General features: G+C 54.4%; 18 protein-coding genes. 11 read left to right on the top strand and 7 right to left on the bottom strand.

Annotation, left to right across the window (positions count from 1 at the left end):
• Positions 1-18: 18 nt before the first annotated feature.
• Positions 19-612: a hypothetical protein gene (locus tag ACKJSM_RS11750; RefSeq protein ID WP_410237518.1), complete on the bottom strand. Its 594-nt coding sequence runs from the start codon at positions 610-612 to the stop codon at positions 19-21.
• Between the two features lie 136 nt (positions 613-748).
• Positions 749-1,408 (bottom strand): ribonuclease T2, encoded by a 660-nt coding sequence (locus ACKJSM_RS11755; RefSeq protein ID WP_410237519.1) that lies wholly within the window; start codon positions 1,406-1,408, stop codon positions 749-751.
• A 165-nt stretch (positions 1,409-1,573) separates the two neighbouring features.
• Here ACKJSM_RS11755 and ACKJSM_RS11760 point away from each other — a divergent pair, with 165 nt between their 5' ends.
• The 6 genes from ACKJSM_RS11760 (at position 1,574) to ACKJSM_RS11785 (ending at position 6,893) form a co-directional block, all read left to right on the top strand.
• Complete coding sequence (locus ACKJSM_RS11760; RefSeq protein ID WP_236177199.1) at positions 1,574-2,056, top strand: hypothetical protein; 483 nt, start codon at positions 1,574-1,576, stop codon at positions 2,054-2,056.
• 95 nt (positions 2,057-2,151) lie between these two features.
• The gene (locus ACKJSM_RS11765) at positions 2,152-3,855 is read left to right on the top strand and encodes a copper resistance system multicopper oxidase (protein WP_236177196.1); all 1,704 of its coding nucleotides are present in this window, start codon (positions 2,152-2,154) and stop codon (positions 3,853-3,855) included.
• 11 nt (positions 3,856-3,866) lie between these two features.
• Positions 3,867-4,757, top strand: coding sequence for a copper resistance protein B (locus tag ACKJSM_RS11770; RefSeq protein WP_410237520.1), 891 nt, complete (start codon positions 3,867-3,869; stop codon positions 4,755-4,757).
• A 31-nt stretch (positions 4,758-4,788) separates the two neighbouring features.
• The gene (copC, locus tag ACKJSM_RS11775) at positions 4,789-5,163 is read left to right on the top strand and encodes a copper homeostasis periplasmic binding protein CopC (protein ID WP_410237521.1); all 375 of its coding nucleotides are present in this window, start codon (positions 4,789-4,791) and stop codon (positions 5,161-5,163) included.
• A gap of 3 nt (positions 5,164-5,166) precedes the next feature.
• Positions 5,167-6,042 (top strand): copper homeostasis membrane protein CopD, encoded by an 876-nt coding sequence (gene copD / locus ACKJSM_RS11780; protein WP_410237522.1) that lies wholly within the window; start codon positions 5,167-5,169, stop codon positions 6,040-6,042.
• A gap of 59 nt (positions 6,043-6,101) precedes the next feature.
• A complete protein-coding gene (locus tag ACKJSM_RS11785; protein ID WP_410237523.1) occupies positions 6,102-6,893 on the top strand; it encodes a transporter substrate-binding domain-containing protein in 792 nt (263 codons plus the stop codon).
• 3 nt (positions 6,894-6,896) lie between these two features.
• Here ACKJSM_RS11785 and ACKJSM_RS11790 read toward each other — a convergent pair whose 3' ends face one another.
• The 4 genes from ACKJSM_RS11790 to ACKJSM_RS11805 all read right to left on the bottom strand — a co-directional run bounded on the left by ACKJSM_RS11790 (position 6,897) and on the right by ACKJSM_RS11805 (position 11,541).
• Positions 6,897-7,106 carry a hypothetical protein gene (locus tag ACKJSM_RS11790; protein ID WP_064598047.1) on the bottom strand — a complete coding sequence of 70 codons (210 nt, stop codon included), beginning with the start codon at positions 7,104-7,106 and terminating at the stop codon, positions 6,897-6,899.
• Between the two features lie 152 nt (positions 7,107-7,258).
• Complete coding sequence (locus ACKJSM_RS11795; protein ID WP_410237524.1) at positions 7,259-7,618, bottom strand: DUF6124 family protein; 360 nt, start codon at positions 7,616-7,618, stop codon at positions 7,259-7,261.
• 459 nt (positions 7,619-8,077) lie between these two features.
• The gene (locus ACKJSM_RS11800; RefSeq protein WP_410237525.1) at positions 8,078-8,956 is read right to left on the bottom strand and encodes a DUF4231 domain-containing protein; all 879 of its coding nucleotides are present in this window, start codon (positions 8,954-8,956) and stop codon (positions 8,078-8,080) included.
• Positions 8,956-11,541, bottom strand: a complete 2,586-nt coding sequence (locus tag ACKJSM_RS11805; protein ID WP_410237526.1) for a TIR domain-containing protein — start codon at positions 11,539-11,541, stop codon at positions 8,956-8,958. The genes ACKJSM_RS11800 and ACKJSM_RS11805 overlap by 1 nt, the downstream gene beginning before the upstream one ends.
• A gap of 254 nt (positions 11,542-11,795) precedes the next feature.
• Here ACKJSM_RS11805 and dusA point away from each other — a divergent pair, with 254 nt between their 5' ends.
• Together dusA and ACKJSM_RS11815 are read left to right on the top strand one after the other, a co-directional pair.
• Complete coding sequence (gene dusA, locus ACKJSM_RS11810; protein ID WP_082934430.1) at positions 11,796-12,791, top strand: tRNA dihydrouridine(20/20a) synthase DusA; 996 nt, start codon at positions 11,796-11,798, stop codon at positions 12,789-12,791.
• 75 nt (positions 12,792-12,866) lie between these two features.
• On the top strand, positions 12,867-13,247 hold the full coding sequence (locus ACKJSM_RS11815) for a DUF2388 domain-containing protein (protein WP_410237527.1): 381 nt from the start codon (positions 12,867-12,869) through the stop codon (positions 13,245-13,247).
• Here ACKJSM_RS11815 and ACKJSM_RS11820 read toward each other — a convergent pair whose 3' ends face one another.
• Positions 13,248-14,081, bottom strand: coding sequence for an undecaprenyl-diphosphate phosphatase (locus ACKJSM_RS11820; RefSeq protein WP_410237528.1), 834 nt, complete (start codon positions 14,079-14,081; stop codon positions 13,248-13,250).
• Positions 14,082-14,587: 506 nt separating this feature from the next.
• Here ACKJSM_RS11820 and ACKJSM_RS11825 point away from each other — a divergent pair.
• From ACKJSM_RS11825 to ACKJSM_RS11835, 3 genes are all read left to right on the top strand, one after another.
• Positions 14,588-15,328, top strand: coding sequence for a winged helix-turn-helix domain-containing protein (locus tag ACKJSM_RS11825; RefSeq protein ID WP_236181544.1), 741 nt, complete (start codon positions 14,588-14,590; stop codon positions 15,326-15,328).
• 291 nt (positions 15,329-15,619) lie between these two features.
• A complete protein-coding gene (locus ACKJSM_RS11830) occupies positions 15,620-16,279 on the top strand; it encodes a helix-turn-helix domain-containing protein (protein ID WP_339486833.1) in 660 nt (219 codons plus the stop codon).
• Positions 16,280-16,661: 382 nt separating this feature from the next.
• Positions 16,662-18,056: an undecaprenyl-phosphate glucose phosphotransferase gene (locus tag ACKJSM_RS11835; protein WP_074689221.1), complete on the top strand. Its 1,395-nt coding sequence runs from the start codon at positions 16,662-16,664 to the stop codon at positions 18,054-18,056.
• Positions 18,057-18,213 lie beyond the last annotated feature (157 nt).

Below are 18,213 nucleotides of genomic sequence, written 5' to 3' on the forward strand. Positions count from 1 at the left end.
CCCCGATGGGCGCTGAGCTCAGGGCTTGTTGACTTCGCGCAGCAGGTCTGCGACCGGGAGGTTCATGGTGTTTGAGTAGTAGGGTTTGTAGCCCCAGGCGGTAATGACGACTTTGCAGGGGACCTGGAGCTTTCCGGACAATAGGCCATTCAACTCCTGAGTTGAAAGAAATTCCTGAGTTGAACCGTTATTCACGGTCTGCCTTAAAGTTGCACTGGTCACGTAGTTGAATTTTCCGCCTGCCTTGTTGGCCTCATCTACATCAATCAGTCCGTACGCCGAATACCTGAAGCGGTTAGTGATAGAGAAGTCCTGATCGTCACCCAGCGCACATTTCAGAGTTGTCGAAGCGGCGCCTTCCCTCATTCCTCTCCCAAACAGATCCAAAAGATTTACATCAGAGCCGTAGTAAATTTCGTAATACAGGCCGTTGGGCTTTCTCTCTATCGCCAGAAAATTGAGATTTGCAGGCTGGACCGTATGGTTTTTAGCGCAAGCTGAACACAAGATGGTCAATAGAAGAAGTAATAAGGTTTTCTTACCGCTGGTGCCATGTCCCGGCAACGGGCAAGCCGTCGGGTCGGTCACTCGGGCAGCGGGTTTTCTGCTCATGAAAAGCTCCTTGCGGTGTCGCGTCATCATCCATTGGCGCGCAAGCATGAACAAAGTCGCGGCGTTGTTCAAACCCGCACGCAAAAAAACAGGCGCCTGAAGAGGCGCCTGTTTTTGTGGTCGGTAAACGCTCCGGTCAACGCGATGGCGGTACTCGAATATCCCCCGCCCGGCACTGGGTTTTCACGCCCTTGCCGCACGCGCCGAATTGCAGGTCCTTGCCCATGCACACACGCACTTCCGAGAGTTCCGGGCCGTTGCAAATGACGGCGATACCGTTTGACGGGATGCCCGGATTGCTCCTGCGGAACAGGTCGGCAATTTCCTGCGCTTCGAAGTAATACGAGCTACTGAACGGTTGCAGCTCTTCCGGAATTTTCACCGCGGCCACGGCTTTGTCCGCTTCGTCCAGATAGCCCATCGCGCCGAGGCCGCTGCAGGTGCCGTGCTTGCTCCATTCGTGATCGAGCAGTTTCTTGGTCGGGAACAGCGTCAGGCCTTTGGCCGTTTCAGCAGCCGAAAGGTTGGTCAGCGGCGGGCAGGATTGCGGCCAGCCGCCCTTGGCGTATTGCGGCCACAGGCCATGCAGGACAAAACCGTAACCCTTGCCGGTGCATTGCGGGTCGCCTTTGTGGGTCAGGCAAAAGGTCGGCGACCAGGACAACGCCAGCAGGTAGTAATCGAACACCCCCGCCACCGATTCCGCCTTGCTGGCGGACGACTGGCGCGCCGAACTCAGGCCGATGCTACCGACCGTCAGCGCAATCAGCGCCATAATTGTAAAAAGCTTTTTCATGTTCCCGTTCCTTGGGACGCTTGCGTCCGTGGTTTCTGTGGTCTGACCATCACTTGGCCAGACGCTGATTGAGTCATGCCCGTGTTGCAGGCGCATGACGCAGGGCAAAACCTGCATTACTTTGAAAGGACTACGATGATGTTGAAATCACCACAGGGAACCGACATGAGTAAAGCAGACGAACTCGCCGCGAAACTCAAACAAACCCGGCACACCCATGCTGACGAAATCACCTGCGCCGAACTTGAGATCGATTGTTGGCCGGCGCAGGTCTACGCCTTGTATCACCGAATCGAAAGCTGGTTGCAACCGGTCACCGAGGTCGGCCTGAAGATCCGGCGCAATCCTACGCATGTTTGCGAAAGTTCACCGGATGGCGAGACCCATGACTACGCCATCGACCAGTTGATCATCGAAGCCAACCACCACAGCCTGACGTTCGACCCCATCGCCCGGTTCACCGAAGATGGCTCCGGGCGTGTGCAAATCGTCCTGTCAGGACGCGAAGCGTCGCTGCTGCGCACCGTCGACGAACACGGCGAAAGCCATTGGTGGTTGCAGACGCCCGAGACCGGGCAACAGCTGGATGCGATTGCGTTGACGGAAAACAACCTGCTGCTGGTAGTTCAGGAGGGACTTGGGTTGTAGGTCGAACCTGACAAAACTGTAATCCACGCCTCAGCCAGCTGAAAGCTGCTGCGGGTTAGCTTCTCCGTCATTGGTCAAACGGGGACTTCCAGCGCATGCCTTCAACCACCTCAAGACGCACCTTCGTCAAAGGCCTCGCCGCCGGCGGTCTGCTCGGCGGCCTCGGCCTGTGGCGCACGCCGGTCTGGGCCTTGAACAGCCCCGGCCAGATAAATGAACTGAGCGGCACCGATTTCGAGCTGTTCATCGGCGAAACCCCAGTCAACTTCACCGGCCGGCCCCGCACCGCCATGACTATCAACGGCAGCCTGCCCGGACCGCTGCTGCGCTGGCGCGAAGGCGACACCGTGACGCTGCGGGTGCGCAACCGGCTCAAGGCAGACACCTCGATCCACTGGCACGGCATTCTGCTGCCGGCCAACATGGACGGCGTGCCGGGCCTGAGTTTCAAGGGCATCGAGCCGGGTGGCGTGTACGTCTACCAGTTCAAGGTTCGCCAGCACGGCACCTACTGGTATCACAGCCATTCCGGCTTGCAGGAGCAGGCCGGCGTCTACGGGCCACTGGTGATCGATGCCCGGGAGCCCGAGCCGTTCCAGTACGACCGCGAGTACGTGGTGATGCTCAGCGACTGGTCCGACGAAGACCCGGCCAGCCTGATGAAGACCCTGAAAAAGCAGTCCGACTACTACAACTTCCACAAGCGCACCGTCGGCGATTTTATCCATGACGTCAGCGAAAAAGGCTGGGGCGCGACCGTCGCCGATCGCACGATGTGGGCGCAGATGAAGATGAATCCCACCGACATCGCCGACGTCAGCGGCGCCACCTACACCTTCCTGATGAACGGCCACGCCCCGGATGACAACTGGACCGGCCTGTTCCGCCCCGGCGAAAAATTGCGTCTGCGGCTGATCAACGGCTCGGCCATGAGCTACTTCGACGTGCGCATTCCCGGATTGAAAATGACCGTGGTCGCCGCCGACGGTTTGCACGTCAAACCGGTCAGCGTCGACGAGTTGCGCATCGCCGTGGCGGAAACCTATGACGTGATCGTCGAGCCCGCCGCCGACGCCTACACCCTGTTCGCCCAGGCCATGGACCGCACCGGCTACGCCCGTGGCACCCTCGCCACCCGCGCCGGTTTGTCGGCTCCGGTGCCGGCGCTGGACCCACGCCCGCTGGTGACCATGGACGACATGGGTATGGGCGGCATGGATCATGGTTCGATGGACATGAGCGGCATGGATCACTCGAGCATGAACATGGGCCCGATGCAGGCGCACCCCGACAGCGAAAAGGACAACCCGCTGGTGGACATGCAAGCCATGACCACCGCGCCGAAACTCGACGACCCCGGCCTCGGCCTGCGCAACAACGGGCGTCGCGTCCTGACCTACGCCGACCTGCGCAGCACCTTCGAAGACCCGGATGGCCGCGATCCGAGCCGCACCATCGAACTGCATCTCACCGGCCACATGGAGAAATTCGCCTGGTCGTTCAACGGCATCAAGTTCTCCGACGCCGAGCCGCTGCGCTTGAAGTACGGCGAGCGTATCCGCCTGGTGCTGGTCAACGACACGATGATGACCCACCCCATCCACCTGCACGGCATGTGGAGCGACCTGGAAGACGAAAACGGCAATTTCCAGGTGCGCAAACACACCATCGACATGCCGCCCGGCACCCGCCGCACTTACCGCGTGACCGCCGACGCGCTCGGCCGTTGGGCTTATCACTGCCATCTCCTGTACCACATGGAAATGGGCATGTTCCGCGAAGTGCGGGTAGAAGAATGAGGACGCCGACCATGACCCGATTCGCCGTGTTTTCGTTGTCGCTCCTGTCGATGGCTCCGGCCTTCGCCGCCAGCGACATGCAGGGCATGGATCACAGCCGGATGGCTGACATGCAAGGCATGGATCACAGTCAAATGACCGACATGCAGAGCATGGACGACGGCATGATGCAGCCCGCCGCGCCGACCGAAAGCCGCACGCCGATCCCGGCACTGACCGACGCCGACCGCGCCGCTGTGTTCACCAGCCATGCCGGACACCAGGTCCACGACAGCGCCATCAACACGTACTTCCTCGCCGACAAACTCGAATGGCAGGACGCCGACGACGCCAGCACCCTGGCCTGGGATTTGTCCGGCTGGATCGGCGGCGACATCGATCGGCTGTGGCTGCGCTCCGAGGGCGAGCGCAGCAACGGCAAGACCGAAGATGCGGAAATCCAGGCCCTGTGGGGCCACGCGATTTCGCCGTGGTGGGACGTGGTCACTGGCGTGCGCCAGGACTTCAAACCCGGCGCCCCGCAAACCTGGGCCGCGTTCGGTCTGCAGGGCATGGCGCTGTACAACTTCGAAGCCGAAGCCACGGCGTTCCTCGGCGAAAATGGCCAGAGCGCGGTGCGGCTGGAGGGCGACTACGACATCCTGCTGACCAATCGCCTGATCCTGCAGCCGACCGCCGAACTCAACGTCTACGGCAAAAACGACCCGCAACGCGGGATCGGCTCAGGCCTGTCGAACACCGAAGTCGGGTTGCGCTTGCGCTACGAAATCCGCCGCGAATTCGCGCCGTACATCGGCGTGACCTGGAACCGCTCTTACGGCAATACCGCCGATTACGCCCGGGAAGAAGGCGAGGATCGCAGTGAAGCGCGACTCGTCCTCGGCGTGCGGCTGTGGTTCTGAATCCCCTAAAAAAACAACACCGAGGTCTTGCATGCGCACATTAAAAATCACCCTTGTACTCGTCAGCGGCCTGCTCCTGAGCACCCTGGCCCAGGCCCATCCGAAACTGCTGTCCTCGACCCCGGCCGAAGGTGCCGACGGCGTGGCGCCCGGCAAAATCGAACTGCGTTTTTCGGAGGATCTGCTGACCCAGTTCTCCGGCGCCAAACTGGTGATGACCGAAATGCCCGGCATGGCCCACTCGCCGATGCCGATGAAGGCCAAAGTCAGCGCTGGCAGCGACCCGAAAACCATGCTCGTCACCCCGCTTTCGCCTCTGCCGGCCGGCACCTACAAGGTCGAATGGCGTGCGGTGTCGTCGGACACGCACCCGATCACCGGCAACGTCACGTTCAAAGTGAAGTGAGCGATGGCTGAACTGATCAACATCCTCCTGCGTCTGGCGCTGTATGTGGATTTGCTGCTGTTGTTCGGGTTGGCGCTGTTCGGGCTGTACAGCGTTGACGCGGCGCTGCGGTTTCGGCCGATGCTGCGCGGGATGGCGTTGATCGGGGCCCTGCTGTCAGTGGCGGGACTGGTGCTGATGACCCGCGCCATGAGTGGCGAAACGGCGTTCGCGGCGCTGTGGCCGCACCTGCAAATGATGGTGCTGGAAACCGACGTCGGGGTGGCGTGGGCGCTGCGGATGATTGCGCTGATCGCCGTGGTGATCTGGCCGGGGTTGAGGCTGACGTCGCTGGCCGGCGCCGTCGCCCTCGCCTCCCTGGCCTGGAGCGGACACGGGGCGATGGACGAGGGATCTCAGCGCTTCTGGCATTTTCTCAGCGACATCCTGCACCTGCTCGCGGCGGGGGCGTGGCTGGGCGCCATGCTCGCATTGATCCTGATGTCGCGGCTCGACGCACTGTGCAGCGAGGCGCGCATTCGTTCGCTGGCCGATTCCGTCAAACGCTTCGAAGGCGTCGGCGCGGCGATTGTGCTCATCCTGTCGGTCACCGGCGTGGCGAACTACCTGTTCATTGTCGGCCCGACACTGGGCGAAGTCCTGCTCGGCACCTACGGGATTCTGCTGGCGATCAAGGTTGTGTTGTTCGGAGGCATGTTGGTGCTGGCCGCGTTGAACCGCTTCCACCTCGGGCCGTTGCTCGAACAATCGTTGCGCGCCGGGCAGCATCAAGTGGCGGCCAACGCCTTGCGCCGCAGCGTGGCATTGGAACTGGTGATTGCGCTGTTGATCGTGGGACTGGTGGCGTGGCTGGGCACGTTAAGCCCGGAACCGGGATGACACCCGGTAAACGCATTCACTACACTGGCCCGCACCTCCACTGCACAAGCCCGATCTCCATGACGATTCCAAAAAGCACGATGATCTTCTGCGGCCTGCTGGCCATGGCCGGCGCGGCCCAGGCACAGGAACCGGCCTCGCACCTCGACACCATTCAGCAACAAGGCCAGTTGCGCGTCTGCACCACCGGCGACTACAAACCCTACACCTTCAAACGCCCGGACGGCGGCTTCGAAGGCATCGACATCGCCATGGCGCAAACCCTGGCCGGCAGCCTCGGGGTCAAGGTCGAATGGGTGCAAACCACCTGGAAAACCCTGATGCCGGACATGCAGGCCGGCAAGTGCGACATCGGCGTCGGCGGCATCTCGGTGACCCTCGAACGCCAGAAAAAAGCCTTCTTCAGCAACACCCTCGACGTCGACGGCAAGATCCCGCTGGTGCGCTGCGCCGACCAGTCCAAATACCAGACCGTCGAGCAGATCAACCAACCGAACGTGCGCCTGGTCGAACCCGCCGGCGGCACCAACGAAGCCTTCGTCCACGCCTTCCTGCCCAAGGCGCAACTGGCCTTGCACGACAACGTGACCATCTTCGAACAACTGCTCGACAACAAGGCCGACGTGATGATCACCGACGCCTCCGAAGCCCTCTACCAGCAGAAACTCAAACCCGGCCTGTGCGCCGTCAACCCGAGCCAGTTCATGCAATACGGCGAAAAAGCCTACCTGCTGCCGCGCGACGACATCAGCTGGAAACTCTACGTCGACCAGTGGCTGCACCTGAGCAAAGTCACCGGCAAATACCAGAAAGTCCTGAGCGAATGGATCGCCGTACCCGCGGCCCCGTAAACCTCAGTCGTCATGCATCAGGCCGGAGCTGTACTGGTTGAAGCTATTGCCGATATTGCTCCCGCCAAACTTCAACGTATTCACGTTACGCGCCTGCGGCGACTGACAGTCGCTGGAGAAACAACTAGTGGTGGTCAAGCCACCGGAGCCGGAGCAGGCGGTTAGAACCGAGATGGTGGCGACGAGCAGTAGCGCTTTGAGTGGATTGTTCATGGTGTGTGGCGCTCGGGTGGGATCGGGAACTTGTAGAGGGATCGTAGGCCTGCGCGGGTGGCGGGGAGATGAAACTTGCGGTGGTTTCAGCGTGGTTTCAGGTTGAACCCACGCCTGACGATCAACCCTCCACCGCAGAGGGTTGCCCGAATTTACTTCGGCTCGACGTTATCCAGCGCCTGATTCACCGCCAACGACCCCAACATCACCAACTGCGCAATGCCGATGGCGGTTTTGCGGTGGGCGGGTTCCAGGGTGGCGGCGAAGTTGTTGAGCATTTCGGAGGCTGATCCCAGGGATTCGCTCGCGTTGGCGAGCAGGGATTCGGTGTCATAGGCCGGGTTGGCGAAGTACATCGGATCGTGTTTGGTGTGGCTGCCCATGATCCGTTGCTGTGGGGTGAGATAGTGATCGAGGGCGCGTTCGGCGGCTTCGTTGAGGGTTCGTGAATCGGGGAATTTGTAGGGGGAGACTGGATCGGTTTCTGGTGGGTTGGGTGTTGGTTTGAACATGGATGAAACTCCTAACACTTTTAGTGAAGGCTTCACCCTTTCGCTACCAAACGAAGGGTGGCGGCCATGAACAGGTTGGTAGACCGGGTGTTAGGAGCCGGCGCGCCCGAAGACGCCCTGTACATGACCACCATAGACCCCGATCGAAAGCACGACCGGAGACGATGACGCAGTACATCTAACACGCGGGCTACCAAACCCGATCACTGGTTTTTCAGTGACTCGAGAACGATAAAAGCCACGAGCTAGACGCACAAGCCGGCGGATTCTGTCTTAGGTGTAGGGGGTGGCGCAAGGTTGTGTAGGTCGTGGATGACGAAAGAATGAGTCATTTAAACGAGTGAGTTTTTTTGTTTAAAACAGTCCCAGTTTTTTTGGCTTGCGCGAAACTGGTGACTGTTTATATACACTTTCACATCCGAGCAAACAAATCCGCCCCCTTACTCTAAATCAGTAAAATCAAGAAGATCTTTTGGCAATCCATTGAGTGTGTTCACGAGAGAAGAGGTTCTCCATTTCATCGACATACCTCTCAAACTCCGAAAAACTTGAAATAGAGTGAACCATATTCTTCGCAGACTCTATTTCATAAGCAGTCATTTCATAAGCAGCATTTAATTCAACGTATTTTTTCGATTGCATCCAAGCAATTAATGAGCTGGATAGAGCAATGACCACATCCGTGGGCATATCCGCGCCAGATTGGAACTCTTTCAAAAAAGATAAAAACACTGACAAAATACTGAACAAGCAAAGCAAAACAAACAAACAGCAATGGATTATTTTATTTCTTCTTGCTTTCATCAAATACCACTTTAACTGCCCTCTCACCCTGCAGGAAGTATAAAAAGTGACCTTTTCCTCCAGGGAGAGCTGTCTAACACGCAACATTTCTTTAGTTGGAGAAACAAGCAATGAACTGCTCGAGCTCAACCTATCCAACGCATCACTTTCTAAGCAAGACTCACGAATGCGCTCAGAAAACAGAGCACTGTCAATTGGCTCTGAACCTCCAAATGGGGCAGAAACACAACAGTATCTCCAACTCAATGTTTTTATTGTCTCAGAAAGCGACCTTTTGGAATACCAGATCCTTTCAGGCTTACTTACCCCTAAATAAATCAGAATTACAAAACCAAGAGCCAAAAGAATCGTTTGATTGTAACCAAAATCTATAAATTGAATTTTAAATTTAGACAAAAACGCCGCAAAAACCAGCAAAGACAAATTTATCAGCAATAATGAATAATGAACCCTCTGATAAAATCTCGAACTCTGCCCTGCAGCCCTTTGGATACTTGGATAAAACCCTTCGGGCAGCCTATCGTTAATAACCATCACTTAGCCTCAAGCATTTTTACGTTTTTATTCACATCTTGAAGCTGCAGCCGCTCCATTGGGACATTCAAATACGATGATATTTTCTGCTTGTCTCTATAATTCACTGGAAACATGTAAACATGCTGTATTACGATCTCTTTCAATATCCGATCACACACGGCATTGGATTTAAACTCATCGGCCAATGCACTGAGAGCTTTGAAATCAATTCTCTTATGAAAATCCAAAGTAATAGCTTGGTTAATTATCTTGATAGCGGGACTAGAAATTTCATCTTCCAAGCTTTTATAAATCTCTTCCGCCTCTGCACATCCAGTTGAAGTTGCCATCTTCTTTAGAACGGCATATATTGCCACAAAGGTCATTGATAAAAATGTACTTTTGGCCTCCTTTTCAATTGCCAAGTTCGTTTGAAGTGGATTTTCCCTCATTTCATGGGAGATGGTATGAACCACGCTTTCTTTTGCCATATCAGACAATTCAATAAAAAACTGCAAAAACCTTAATCCACAACCGTAGGTTTCTCGTAGAAGATGTGTCATCTCCTCTCTATTCAAAGATGCATGTCTATTTCTAATTATTTGACCAATGAGCTCAGAGCCTTTGAACACTTTATTAACATTTGCAAATAAGTTGGTATCCCCCTCCGTCAAGACAACAGGCTCATACTCACCACCTGACAAATCTTGCTGATCATATAACTGCATCTCATCCAAAGCTTCATCACGTTTCAAACGCTCTTGCTGAACTTCCCGCTCAACCATGACCAGCTTAGGAATCTCTTTAAGAAACTCATCCAAAAAACTAAGATCTTCTGCTTGAAGAGTTGCCAAGCGATTATCCGAAAACAATGCCATTAAAGACATTTGTATCTCATCAAGTATCCAAGCATCTTTAGTGTGATGAGTAATGAAAATTATGATATTCGCATGATCCTCTCTATGAAGCCCATCCAAAAGCCGAGTAATTTCCTTCTTAATTTCAATATCCTTACTGAAAGTATCTGCAATTTTTTTTGCAGCAAAAAAATAGTATATATATGGATATTTGAATGAAACCTTACCATCTACATCACGTAGCAGGTGGCAATTTATAAGATCCTGAGTAACCTTTACCCTATCGACACTCAAAAACTGTCTCTCGTAATCCTCAAAGAACTCCACCAGCCCCCTAGACGAAAGAGGTTCACCATCATTGGAATACTGTTTCCAAGCAAGTTCCGATAGCACATTAATATATTTATCAATCTCATTAGATTTAACATTGATTTTTTCAAGCGCTTGGTAAACCAAGCTCTGATAACAATGACCATGCGAGGTCAACTCCAATCTCTGGGAGGTGTAAGCCTCTAGCATCTGCAATACGGAAATAATAAATATTGGTTTTGAAGGAACAACATTTTTACGAATAATGGAGTCTACCCTGACCTTTATGTCATCAGACTCTTTAAAAAGCTCTGCTTCATCAATATGTTCCTCTCGACCTAGCGCAACCCACTTCTCAATTAATTGAGTACGCTTAACATTGCCAAAATCATGAATACTCATTATTTGGAAACTTTCAAGTGACGCGTGATCTGGCAATACATACCTAAACGTATCTTTTGCAAAAATCACGACCTTTGCAAATACGGATTTTATGTGCTCGACAAGTTGGGCGATATATTTCTTATTGAGCGTAATGAGATGAAAATCATCCAACAACAGCAGAGGTTTTTTGCCTGACTTTTCAAAGCCACCCAAACTCTCAGAGTACTGCTCAGATATTCGCCTTTCGATGAGTTTATCTACTGCAGCAGAAACTACATCCTTCCCACTTATATATACAGGGAAAAAATCCTCAGCCAACCCCTCCCTAATAATAAATTTAGCCAATGACGTTTTACCAGCCTGCTCCTCACCAATAACAATAATACCTTCAAGATCCTCAAATATTTTTCTGTAACCTACTACTTTCCTGACATTACTAAAATCCCCTGACTTCAACGTAAAATCTGGAGGAACATAGACATCACTAAGTTTGACCTTTGGGACTAGACGATGAACCAAAGCAATTTCTGTATCATCCAGCCAGCTTCGATGCGACTCTGTGAGTTTCAAAGTCAAATCAACAACTGTCGCCATCTCTTTTTCCTCCGGCAAAGTAGCTATTGTTTTCCTTAGCCCCTCAATCACGTCCAACCAAGCACGATCTTTATCATCCCAAGATTTTATTGGCCGCCTGTCAGTCGGTAAAGAATGAATTTCAGCCAGCGGTGAATGTTTCACATCTGTGGCGCGTATATATATCGGAACAATCAAGGCTTGATTTTCACGGTGCATTTCCAACGCCCGAGCCATCTCCACATCCACACAATAATCCGAATTAATAAAATCTGGACTTACTAAAAAAATTATAACCTGTGTTCCATTAAGATTATTATCGATTTCTTCTCGCCACTTCTGACTTGCACTAATATCTCGATCAGTCCAAGTAGAAATCTCCTTATTACGCACCATATTTGAAAAATACTTTACTAGATCATTTCTATAAGATTCATCTTCGTGGCTGTAACTGACAAAAACTTTTACTGGAGAACGCATGAATAATTTATCCCTAAATTTTTATTGGCTTTGCTACGGATGGCATAATGAGATCAGAAGCGAAGCTACTATTTTGCCAGCAGACTGTCTACTCACGGCGATCCGAATGAAGAGGCGGAGTTATCGACCCGTACACAAGAAATTCGGCACTCTATGGTCTCGGAATCTCCCCTCCATCCCCCTCGACTCATCCAGCCTCACACCATTCCTGATAAACTCCCCCACCTCCCAGCCACACCGATTCCGTACCCCCAATGCCCCCAATCTCCGCCACACCCGCTCCACTCTCCCGCCGTTTCTCCGTCGCGCCGATGATGGATTGGACTGACCGTCACTGCCGGTACTTCCTACGCATCCTGTCGAAAAATGCCCTGCTCTACACCGAAATGGTCACCACCGGCGCGCTGCTCAACGGCGATCACGAGCGTTTCCTCCGTCACAACGAAGCCGAGCACCCGCTGGCGTTGCAGTTGGGTGGTAGTGTCCCGCTGGACCTGGCGGCTTGCGCGCGCATGGCGCAGGAGCACGGTTACGACGAGGTGAATCTGAACGTTGGCTGCCCGAGTGATCGGGTGCAGAACAATATGATCGGGGCGTGCCTGATGGGGCATCCGCAGTTGGTGGCGGATTGTGTGAAGGCGATGCGGGATGCGGTGTCGATTCCGGTGACGGTGAAGCATCGGATCGGGATCAACGGGCGGGACAGTTATGAGGAGCTGTGTGATTTCGTCGGCACGGTGCGGGATGCCGGGTGCACCAGTTTTACGGTGCATGCGCGGATTGCAATTCTGGAGGGGTTGTCGCCGAAGGAGAACCGTGACATTCCGCCGTTGCGTTATGACGTGGCGGCGCGGTTGAAGGCGGATTTTCCGGAGCTGGAGTTCATTCTGAACGGTGGGATCAAGACGATGGAGGCCTGCCACGAGCATCTGCAGACCTTTGACGGGGTGATGCTGGGGCGCGAGGCGTATCACAATCCTTATCTGCTGGCCGAGGTGGATCAGCAGTTGTTCGGCAGCACCGCGCCGGTGATCAGCCGGGCCGAGGCGCTGGCGCAGTTGCGGCCTTATATAGCCGAGCATTTGCTGGCCGGCGGCGCGATGCATCACATCACCCGGCATGTGCTGGGCCTGGGCACCGGTTTTCCGGGGGCGCGCAAGTTTCGGCAGTTGTTGTCGGTGGATATCCACAAGGCCAAGGATCCGTTGGCGTTGCTGGATCAGGCGGCGGAGTTGCTGGCCGGGCGTTGATCGACGCGTGGAGCGTGTGGGCAACGAATGAGCGTTGCCCGGAGTTTTGTTGTACTGACAGGATGTCTTTTGGTTATGCCCGCGTTCAGCTGTGTTTTACTCAAGCGTTTCACCCTCCTCGCTTTACTCTCGACTCTCTCTGCAAGCGCCTATGCATCCTGTGATTTTGCGAAGGGGTGCGGCAACGGGGAAAATGGCCCTTTTCAATCTACCCAGATGTCTGGTTTTCTGGTTTTCACGACGACGATGGTCACAGTCGACGGGATGTCGGACATTTCCGGACTGAAAAAACGTGTGTATTCGGTAGAGGAAATTGAAGCGGCACGTTATTTCCTCGCCAGTGACGGCATGCTGCAAGCCGCGTATTTCACCTCGGCGTTGCAGCGGTTTCGTCAGGATTCGCCCGACTCTGAATTGAATGATCTCGCCGTCGCTGCACTGCTCAGCAGTCAGTAATCAGCTTGCCGCCGCAGCCGTCCAGTTCACCCAGCCAAATTGCCAGGTAGCGAGGATCAGCAAGCCGAAGGCGATGCGGTACCAGGCGAAGGTGGCGTAGCTGTGGTTCGCAATGAACTTCAGCAGGCCGCGCACGGCGATCATCGCGAAGATGAACGCGACGACGAAGCCCAGGGCGAAGACCGGCAGGTCGCCGCTCTGGAACAGGTCGCGGTACTTGTAGCCGGAATACACCGCGGCACCGACCATGGTCGGCATCGCCAGGAAGAACGAGAACTCCGTGGCGGCCTTGCGTGACAGGCCGAACAGCAGACCGCCGATGATGGTGGAACCGGAGCGCGACGTGCCCGGAATCATCGCCAGGCACTGTACGCAACCGATCTTCAGCGCGTCGGCCCACTTCATGTCGTCCACATGGTCGACGCTCACTGCATGATCCCGTTGCTCGGCCCACAACATCACGATGCCGCCCGCCACCAATGCAACGGCAACGGTGATCGGGTTGAACAGGTATTCATGAATCGTGTCGGCGAATAACACGCCGAGAATGACCGCCGGGAAAAAGGCGATCAGTAGATTGCGGGTAAAACGCTGGGCATTGCTTTGGGTCGGCAGGCCTTTGACGATCTCGAAGATCTTCGGGCGAAATTCCCAGACCACCGCCAGAATGGCGCCCAGTTGAATAATGATGTTGAACGCCATCGCGCGTTCGCCGCCGAACTCCAGCAAGTCGGCAACAATAATCTGGTGGCCCGTACTGGAAATGGGCAGGAACTCGGTCAGGCCTTCTACCGCCCCAAGAATCAGCACCTTGAACAAGGTCAGTAAATCCATTAATCCTCCGTCAGAGCGCTCTTTGCGGGCGCCCTGTTAAATGCATTCAGGCATTGAGTATCTGAAGTAAAACAATTGGCAGATGCGCACCCATTGCCCGACTCGAGGACGGAGAATATGTCTTATCAAAAGCCACACTCAAGGCATGTTAATAAACGTCCGCATGTGAACTTGTCGACGTTATAGCCAAAACACAGGCCTCCCCATAAAATGTGAACCACCTCACACTGCTCTGATACGTATGCAGTTGAGTGATGGCCAAGGGACATAAAAACAGGTCGCGATAATTACAAAATAGTGGCACCATTCCATATTGCCACCATCTAACGACCCCAATTTCGTTAGTTCACTGCCCCGAAAAAATCAACTAAAAGCTTGAATCGCTTAATTATTGTTAGAAAACTCGGGAGCCACGTCTAAAATTCGTCCGAATGTTACCAATTGTCAGTCACAGATGAGAACCGGTGCTTTAACATCCCGATGTCAGCACCTTTTCGAGTCAATGCATGATGCTTACAGGTAACTTAGCGACTAGAAGCCCGCGCCGCACAACCGACGAACCAGGTGTTCTCACCCTGGGCCGTACCCGTGGCGTGGCTGAACATTTTAGCGCGCTAATCGCAAAGCATGTGCAGAGCGGTGTGGCTGTTGAAGCCGACGCCTACCTTAGTTCATATCAGCACAACGAATATCACGGCCTGTATCGGGCGATCTTCATTATCATCGACAGCCCTCAGGCACTCGAAGATAACCTTGCCCTGGTGGAAAACCTGCGCAACGACAACTTGAAGCCGATTATTTGTGCAGTGATCACAGGTCGCGGCGCCCACAACAAGATCAAGTATTTCCTGGCCGGTGCCGACTTCTGTATCAAACTCAATACCTTGTCCGATGAAAGCGCGGAACTGCTGGGTGAGTTCTTCGACAGCGAAGAATGGCAGCGGGATATCAGCCTGATGCTGGATCCCACCCGCATCTGCCTCTCGGATACCAGCAAGAAGCTGGATATCTCCTTTGCCGAAATGAAGATCCTGCAAGCCTTTGCGCAGACCGGCAATCACATTCTCAGCCACGATGAAATCGCCGGCATCATGGGGCTCAACACCCAATTCTACGACCCTCGGGCGCTGGAAAAATCCATCAGCCGCTTGCGTGGGAAAATCAAGGACGTGTACGGTACGAACGCCATACAGAGCATTCGCGGGTATGGCTATCGTCTGATGCGGGGGTTGATCTCGACCCCTTGATTCAGGGAAACACTCTTTTGCAGCATACGAGGGAACGTCTGATGCAACGCTTCAAACATCCACATTCTCATAGTTTTAACCGCGTCACATATCTAATAAAAAGCCGTCAATTGCATGAGCGCTGCAACACTTAAACATAACAATAAACCATTACTCTAACGCAGACCGAGTGGAACTTATCGAGGGCCATCTTTGGGCCCAGACCCTGCCTGATCGATTAATTCCGAGGAAAACATTGCTCGCCTGCCATTATTTTTTCGCCAAATTTGGTGTGTACTTTAGGAGAGAGACATGGAAACCAGCACGACCCTCCCAAGAAAATACTTTGTTGTCGTGACTAACAGCTCAGCGTCGCAACGCGAACTCGAGAGCATTCTCTCCAGTGAGCGTTTCAATTCGTTTGGCACGTCTCAGGCACAAATGTTTATTGAAGGTGTTGCTTCGCCCTCTTCCACTCCGATGCTGATGGAGTTCACTTACCCACGCGGCACAAGGAAGCATGTCGCACGCAGCATTGAACACGATACCCAGCGCCTATTGGCTACGCTTGAATCGCAATGGCTGGCAGCACAATCGGCGCACTCGTTCCACGGTTCCACGGCCGTATCCGAAGACACCACTGAAACTTCCCGGACGATCGAGTCCGACGCGCCCTGCACTGACGCCTGGCATCTGGACAATGATCAGGGCGCATTGACGAAAGAGGGTGTCGAAATCAGTCTCACCGGGCTCGAAACCGCACTGGTGCGCAAGATGCTGCACCACGAAGATCGCGTTGTCAGTCGCGACGATCTGATCCTCAGCATCGGCCGCGAGCCGGAGCAATACCGGGGACTGGAAATGTGCCTGAGCCGTCTTCAAGACAAATTCAAGAACGCCAGCAACGGTGAGCGATTGTTTCGTGCCGTGCGTAATCGCGGTTATTGCCTGATCCAGGAAGTTGTTGCCTGAACAACGTCCCCCACACCAAGACAAACAGATAAAAGTGCGATTACAAAAATAAAAAAGCACTCTGTCTGGTTTTACCCCTCCCTGGTTATACCCGCCTCCTGACCCCACCTACGATAGCAAACACAATATTGATTATTCACCCCCTGCCTTTCGACCTTTTCTAACGTTTGAATATTGGAAATTCAAACAAGTTGGCACTGTGCCATCTTGTTAGAACTCGTCAGACAGCATCCCCGGCAATAACTTAGTCTATTGACTGACGACAGTTCCGCATTCCGGCGTTGTTACCTCAGGACACTGGCTCAAACAACAATAACAAGTCTGCTTAACAACTCGGTTTTCTACTGTCGAAACCTGAATGGACGTCTTTTGGGGATATCGTATGGATCTTTCTCTTCGTATCAATCGAAACACCGGCCTCAAGGGACTGACCTTTTGGGGCCAATGGGCGCTGGCACAGAGTTTCATTGTTTCCCTGTTGTTCATACTGGCCGAACAACACACGGGCACCGTCGAGTTTTACTATCGGATGTGCACGATCCTGGCGGTTCTGGCCTCGGTGCCGGCTTATACCTTCAGCGGCGCGTATCGAAAGCGAGACAATTACCTGACCGGGCTGGGCCGACTGTTCATGGGCTGGTTCATGACCATGGCCGGGCTGGCGTTTATCGCCTTCATCTGCAAGGCCGATGCGCTGTTCTCCCGCCAGGTCATCCTTGAATGGGCGGTATACGGTTTCCTGGGTCAGGCACTGCTGTATGCACCGCTGCATGCGTTTTCGAAGTTCTACCAGCGTTCGCGCAAAAGCGAGCACAAGACCCTGATCGTCGGCACCGGCGAATTGGCTTTGGGCCTGGCGAAGAAATTGAGCCAGCACGAAAACCTGCCGCTGGTCGGCCTGGTCAGCAACGGCGATACCCCGTCTCTGGAAGCGGACGCCCCGCGCGTTGTCGGCGCCCAGGACGAACTGCTCGAGCTGATCCAGACCCACGACATCCGCCGCCTGTACATCACGCTGCCGCTGTCGGAAGCCGCCAAGATCGAAGCGATGTATGTGGACTTGCTGGATGCCAACGTTGACGTGGTCTGGGTGCCGGACCTGAACAGCCTGACGCTGCTCAATCACTCGGTGAAAGTCGTGGATGGCCTGCCGGCGATCTACCTCAACGAAAGTCCGCTGACCAGCCGCCCGACTGCTGCCCTGAGCAAGAGCCTGGTGGAAAAAGCCGTCGCCCTGTTGGCGATCATTCTGTTGAGCCCGGTGCTGCTGGCCGTGGCGCTGGCGGTGAAGCTCAACTCGCCGGGCCCGGTGTTCTTCAAGCAGGATCGCCATGGCTGGAACGGCAAAGTGATCAAGGTCTGGAAATTCCGCTCGATGCGCGTTCACGATGACCGTGACGTCAAGCAGGCCAGCCGCAACGATTCGCGCATTACCGCGGTCGGTCGCTTCATCCGTCGCACTTCGCTGGATGAGCTGCCGCAACTGTTCAACGTGCTGCAAGGGCACATGGCACTGGTCGGCCCACGTCCGCACGCCGTGGCGCACAACAACTACTATTCGGGCAAGATCCTCGCCTACATGGCCCGTCATCGAATCAAACCGGGCATCACTGGCCTGGCGCAAATCAGCGGTTGCCGGGGTGAGACAGACACCCTCGACAAGATGGAAAAGCGCGTCGAGATCGACCTGAAGTACATCAACAACTGGTCGCTGTGGCTGGATCTGAAAATTCTGGTGAAGACGCCGTTCACGCTGTTGTCGAAGGATATTTACTGAGACGCAGGGCTTCAGGAAGCACTACCGCAAGGGGACGAAAGTCCCCTTTTTTGTGGGCGGGATTTGGGGAGGTGGCAGGTAGCTTGCGACCACGGTGGGTCAGTTGATTTGATGTCGTTTGATCTGACGATAGCGCCCAAGCGTTCAACAATGAGCT

This window comes from Pseudomonas sp. PHC1 (genome assembly GCF_046487845.1).
GTDB lineage: Bacteria > Pseudomonadota > Gammaproteobacteria > Pseudomonadales > Pseudomonadaceae > Aquipseudomonas > Aquipseudomonas sputi.

What these genes read in the sequence shown, in the direction of transcription:
- ACKJSM_RS11750 (WP_410237518.1), bottom strand. Translation starts at nt 612, where the DNA reads ATGAGCAGAAAACCCGCTGCCCGAGTGACCGACCCGACGGCTTGCCCG.
- ACKJSM_RS11755 (WP_410237519.1), bottom strand. Translation starts at nt 1,408, where the DNA reads ATGAAAAAGCTTTTTACAATTATGGCGCTGATTGCGCTGACGGTCGGT.
- ACKJSM_RS11760 (WP_236177199.1), top strand. Translation starts at nt 1,574, where the DNA reads ATGAGTAAAGCAGACGAACTCGCCGCGAAACTCAAACAAACCCGGCAC.
- ACKJSM_RS11765 (WP_236177196.1), top strand. Translation starts at nt 2,152, where the DNA reads ATGCCTTCAACCACCTCAAGACGCACCTTCGTCAAAGGCCTCGCCGCC.
- ACKJSM_RS11770 (WP_410237520.1), top strand. Translation starts at nt 3,867, where the DNA reads ATGACCCGATTCGCCGTGTTTTCGTTGTCGCTCCTGTCGATGGCTCCG.
- copC (WP_410237521.1), top strand. Translation starts at nt 4,789, where the DNA reads ATGCGCACATTAAAAATCACCCTTGTACTCGTCAGCGGCCTGCTCCTG.
- copD (WP_410237522.1), top strand. Translation starts at nt 5,167, where the DNA reads ATGGCTGAACTGATCAACATCCTCCTGCGTCTGGCGCTGTATGTGGAT.
- ACKJSM_RS11785 (WP_410237523.1), top strand. Translation starts at nt 6,102, where the DNA reads ATGACGATTCCAAAAAGCACGATGATCTTCTGCGGCCTGCTGGCCATG.
- ACKJSM_RS11790 (WP_064598047.1), bottom strand. Translation starts at nt 7,106, where the DNA reads ATGAACAATCCACTCAAAGCGCTACTGCTCGTCGCCACCATCTCGGTT.
- ACKJSM_RS11795 (WP_410237524.1), bottom strand. Translation starts at nt 7,618, where the DNA reads ATGTTCAAACCAACACCCAACCCACCAGAAACCGATCCAGTCTCCCCC.
- ACKJSM_RS11800 (WP_410237525.1), bottom strand. Translation starts at nt 8,956, where the DNA reads ATGGTTATTAACGATAGGCTGCCCGAAGGGTTTTATCCAAGTATCCAA.
- ACKJSM_RS11805 (WP_410237526.1), bottom strand. Translation starts at nt 11,541, where the DNA reads ATGCGTTCTCCAGTAAAAGTTTTTGTCAGTTACAGCCACGAAGATGAA.
- dusA (WP_082934430.1), top strand. Translation starts at nt 11,796, where the DNA reads ATGCCCCCAATCTCCGCCACACCCGCTCCACTCTCCCGCCGTTTCTCC.
- ACKJSM_RS11815 (WP_410237527.1), top strand. Translation starts at nt 12,867, where the DNA reads ATGCCCGCGTTCAGCTGTGTTTTACTCAAGCGTTTCACCCTCCTCGCT.
- ACKJSM_RS11820 (WP_410237528.1), bottom strand. Translation starts at nt 14,081, where the DNA reads ATGGATTTACTGACCTTGTTCAAGGTGCTGATTCTTGGGGCGGTAGAA.
- ACKJSM_RS11825 (WP_236181544.1), top strand. Translation starts at nt 14,588, where the DNA reads ATGATGCTTACAGGTAACTTAGCGACTAGAAGCCCGCGCCGCACAACC.
- ACKJSM_RS11830 (WP_339486833.1), top strand. Translation starts at nt 15,620, where the DNA reads ATGGAAACCAGCACGACCCTCCCAAGAAAATACTTTGTTGTCGTGACT.
- ACKJSM_RS11835 (WP_074689221.1), top strand. Translation starts at nt 16,662, where the DNA reads ATGGATCTTTCTCTTCGTATCAATCGAAACACCGGCCTCAAGGGACTG.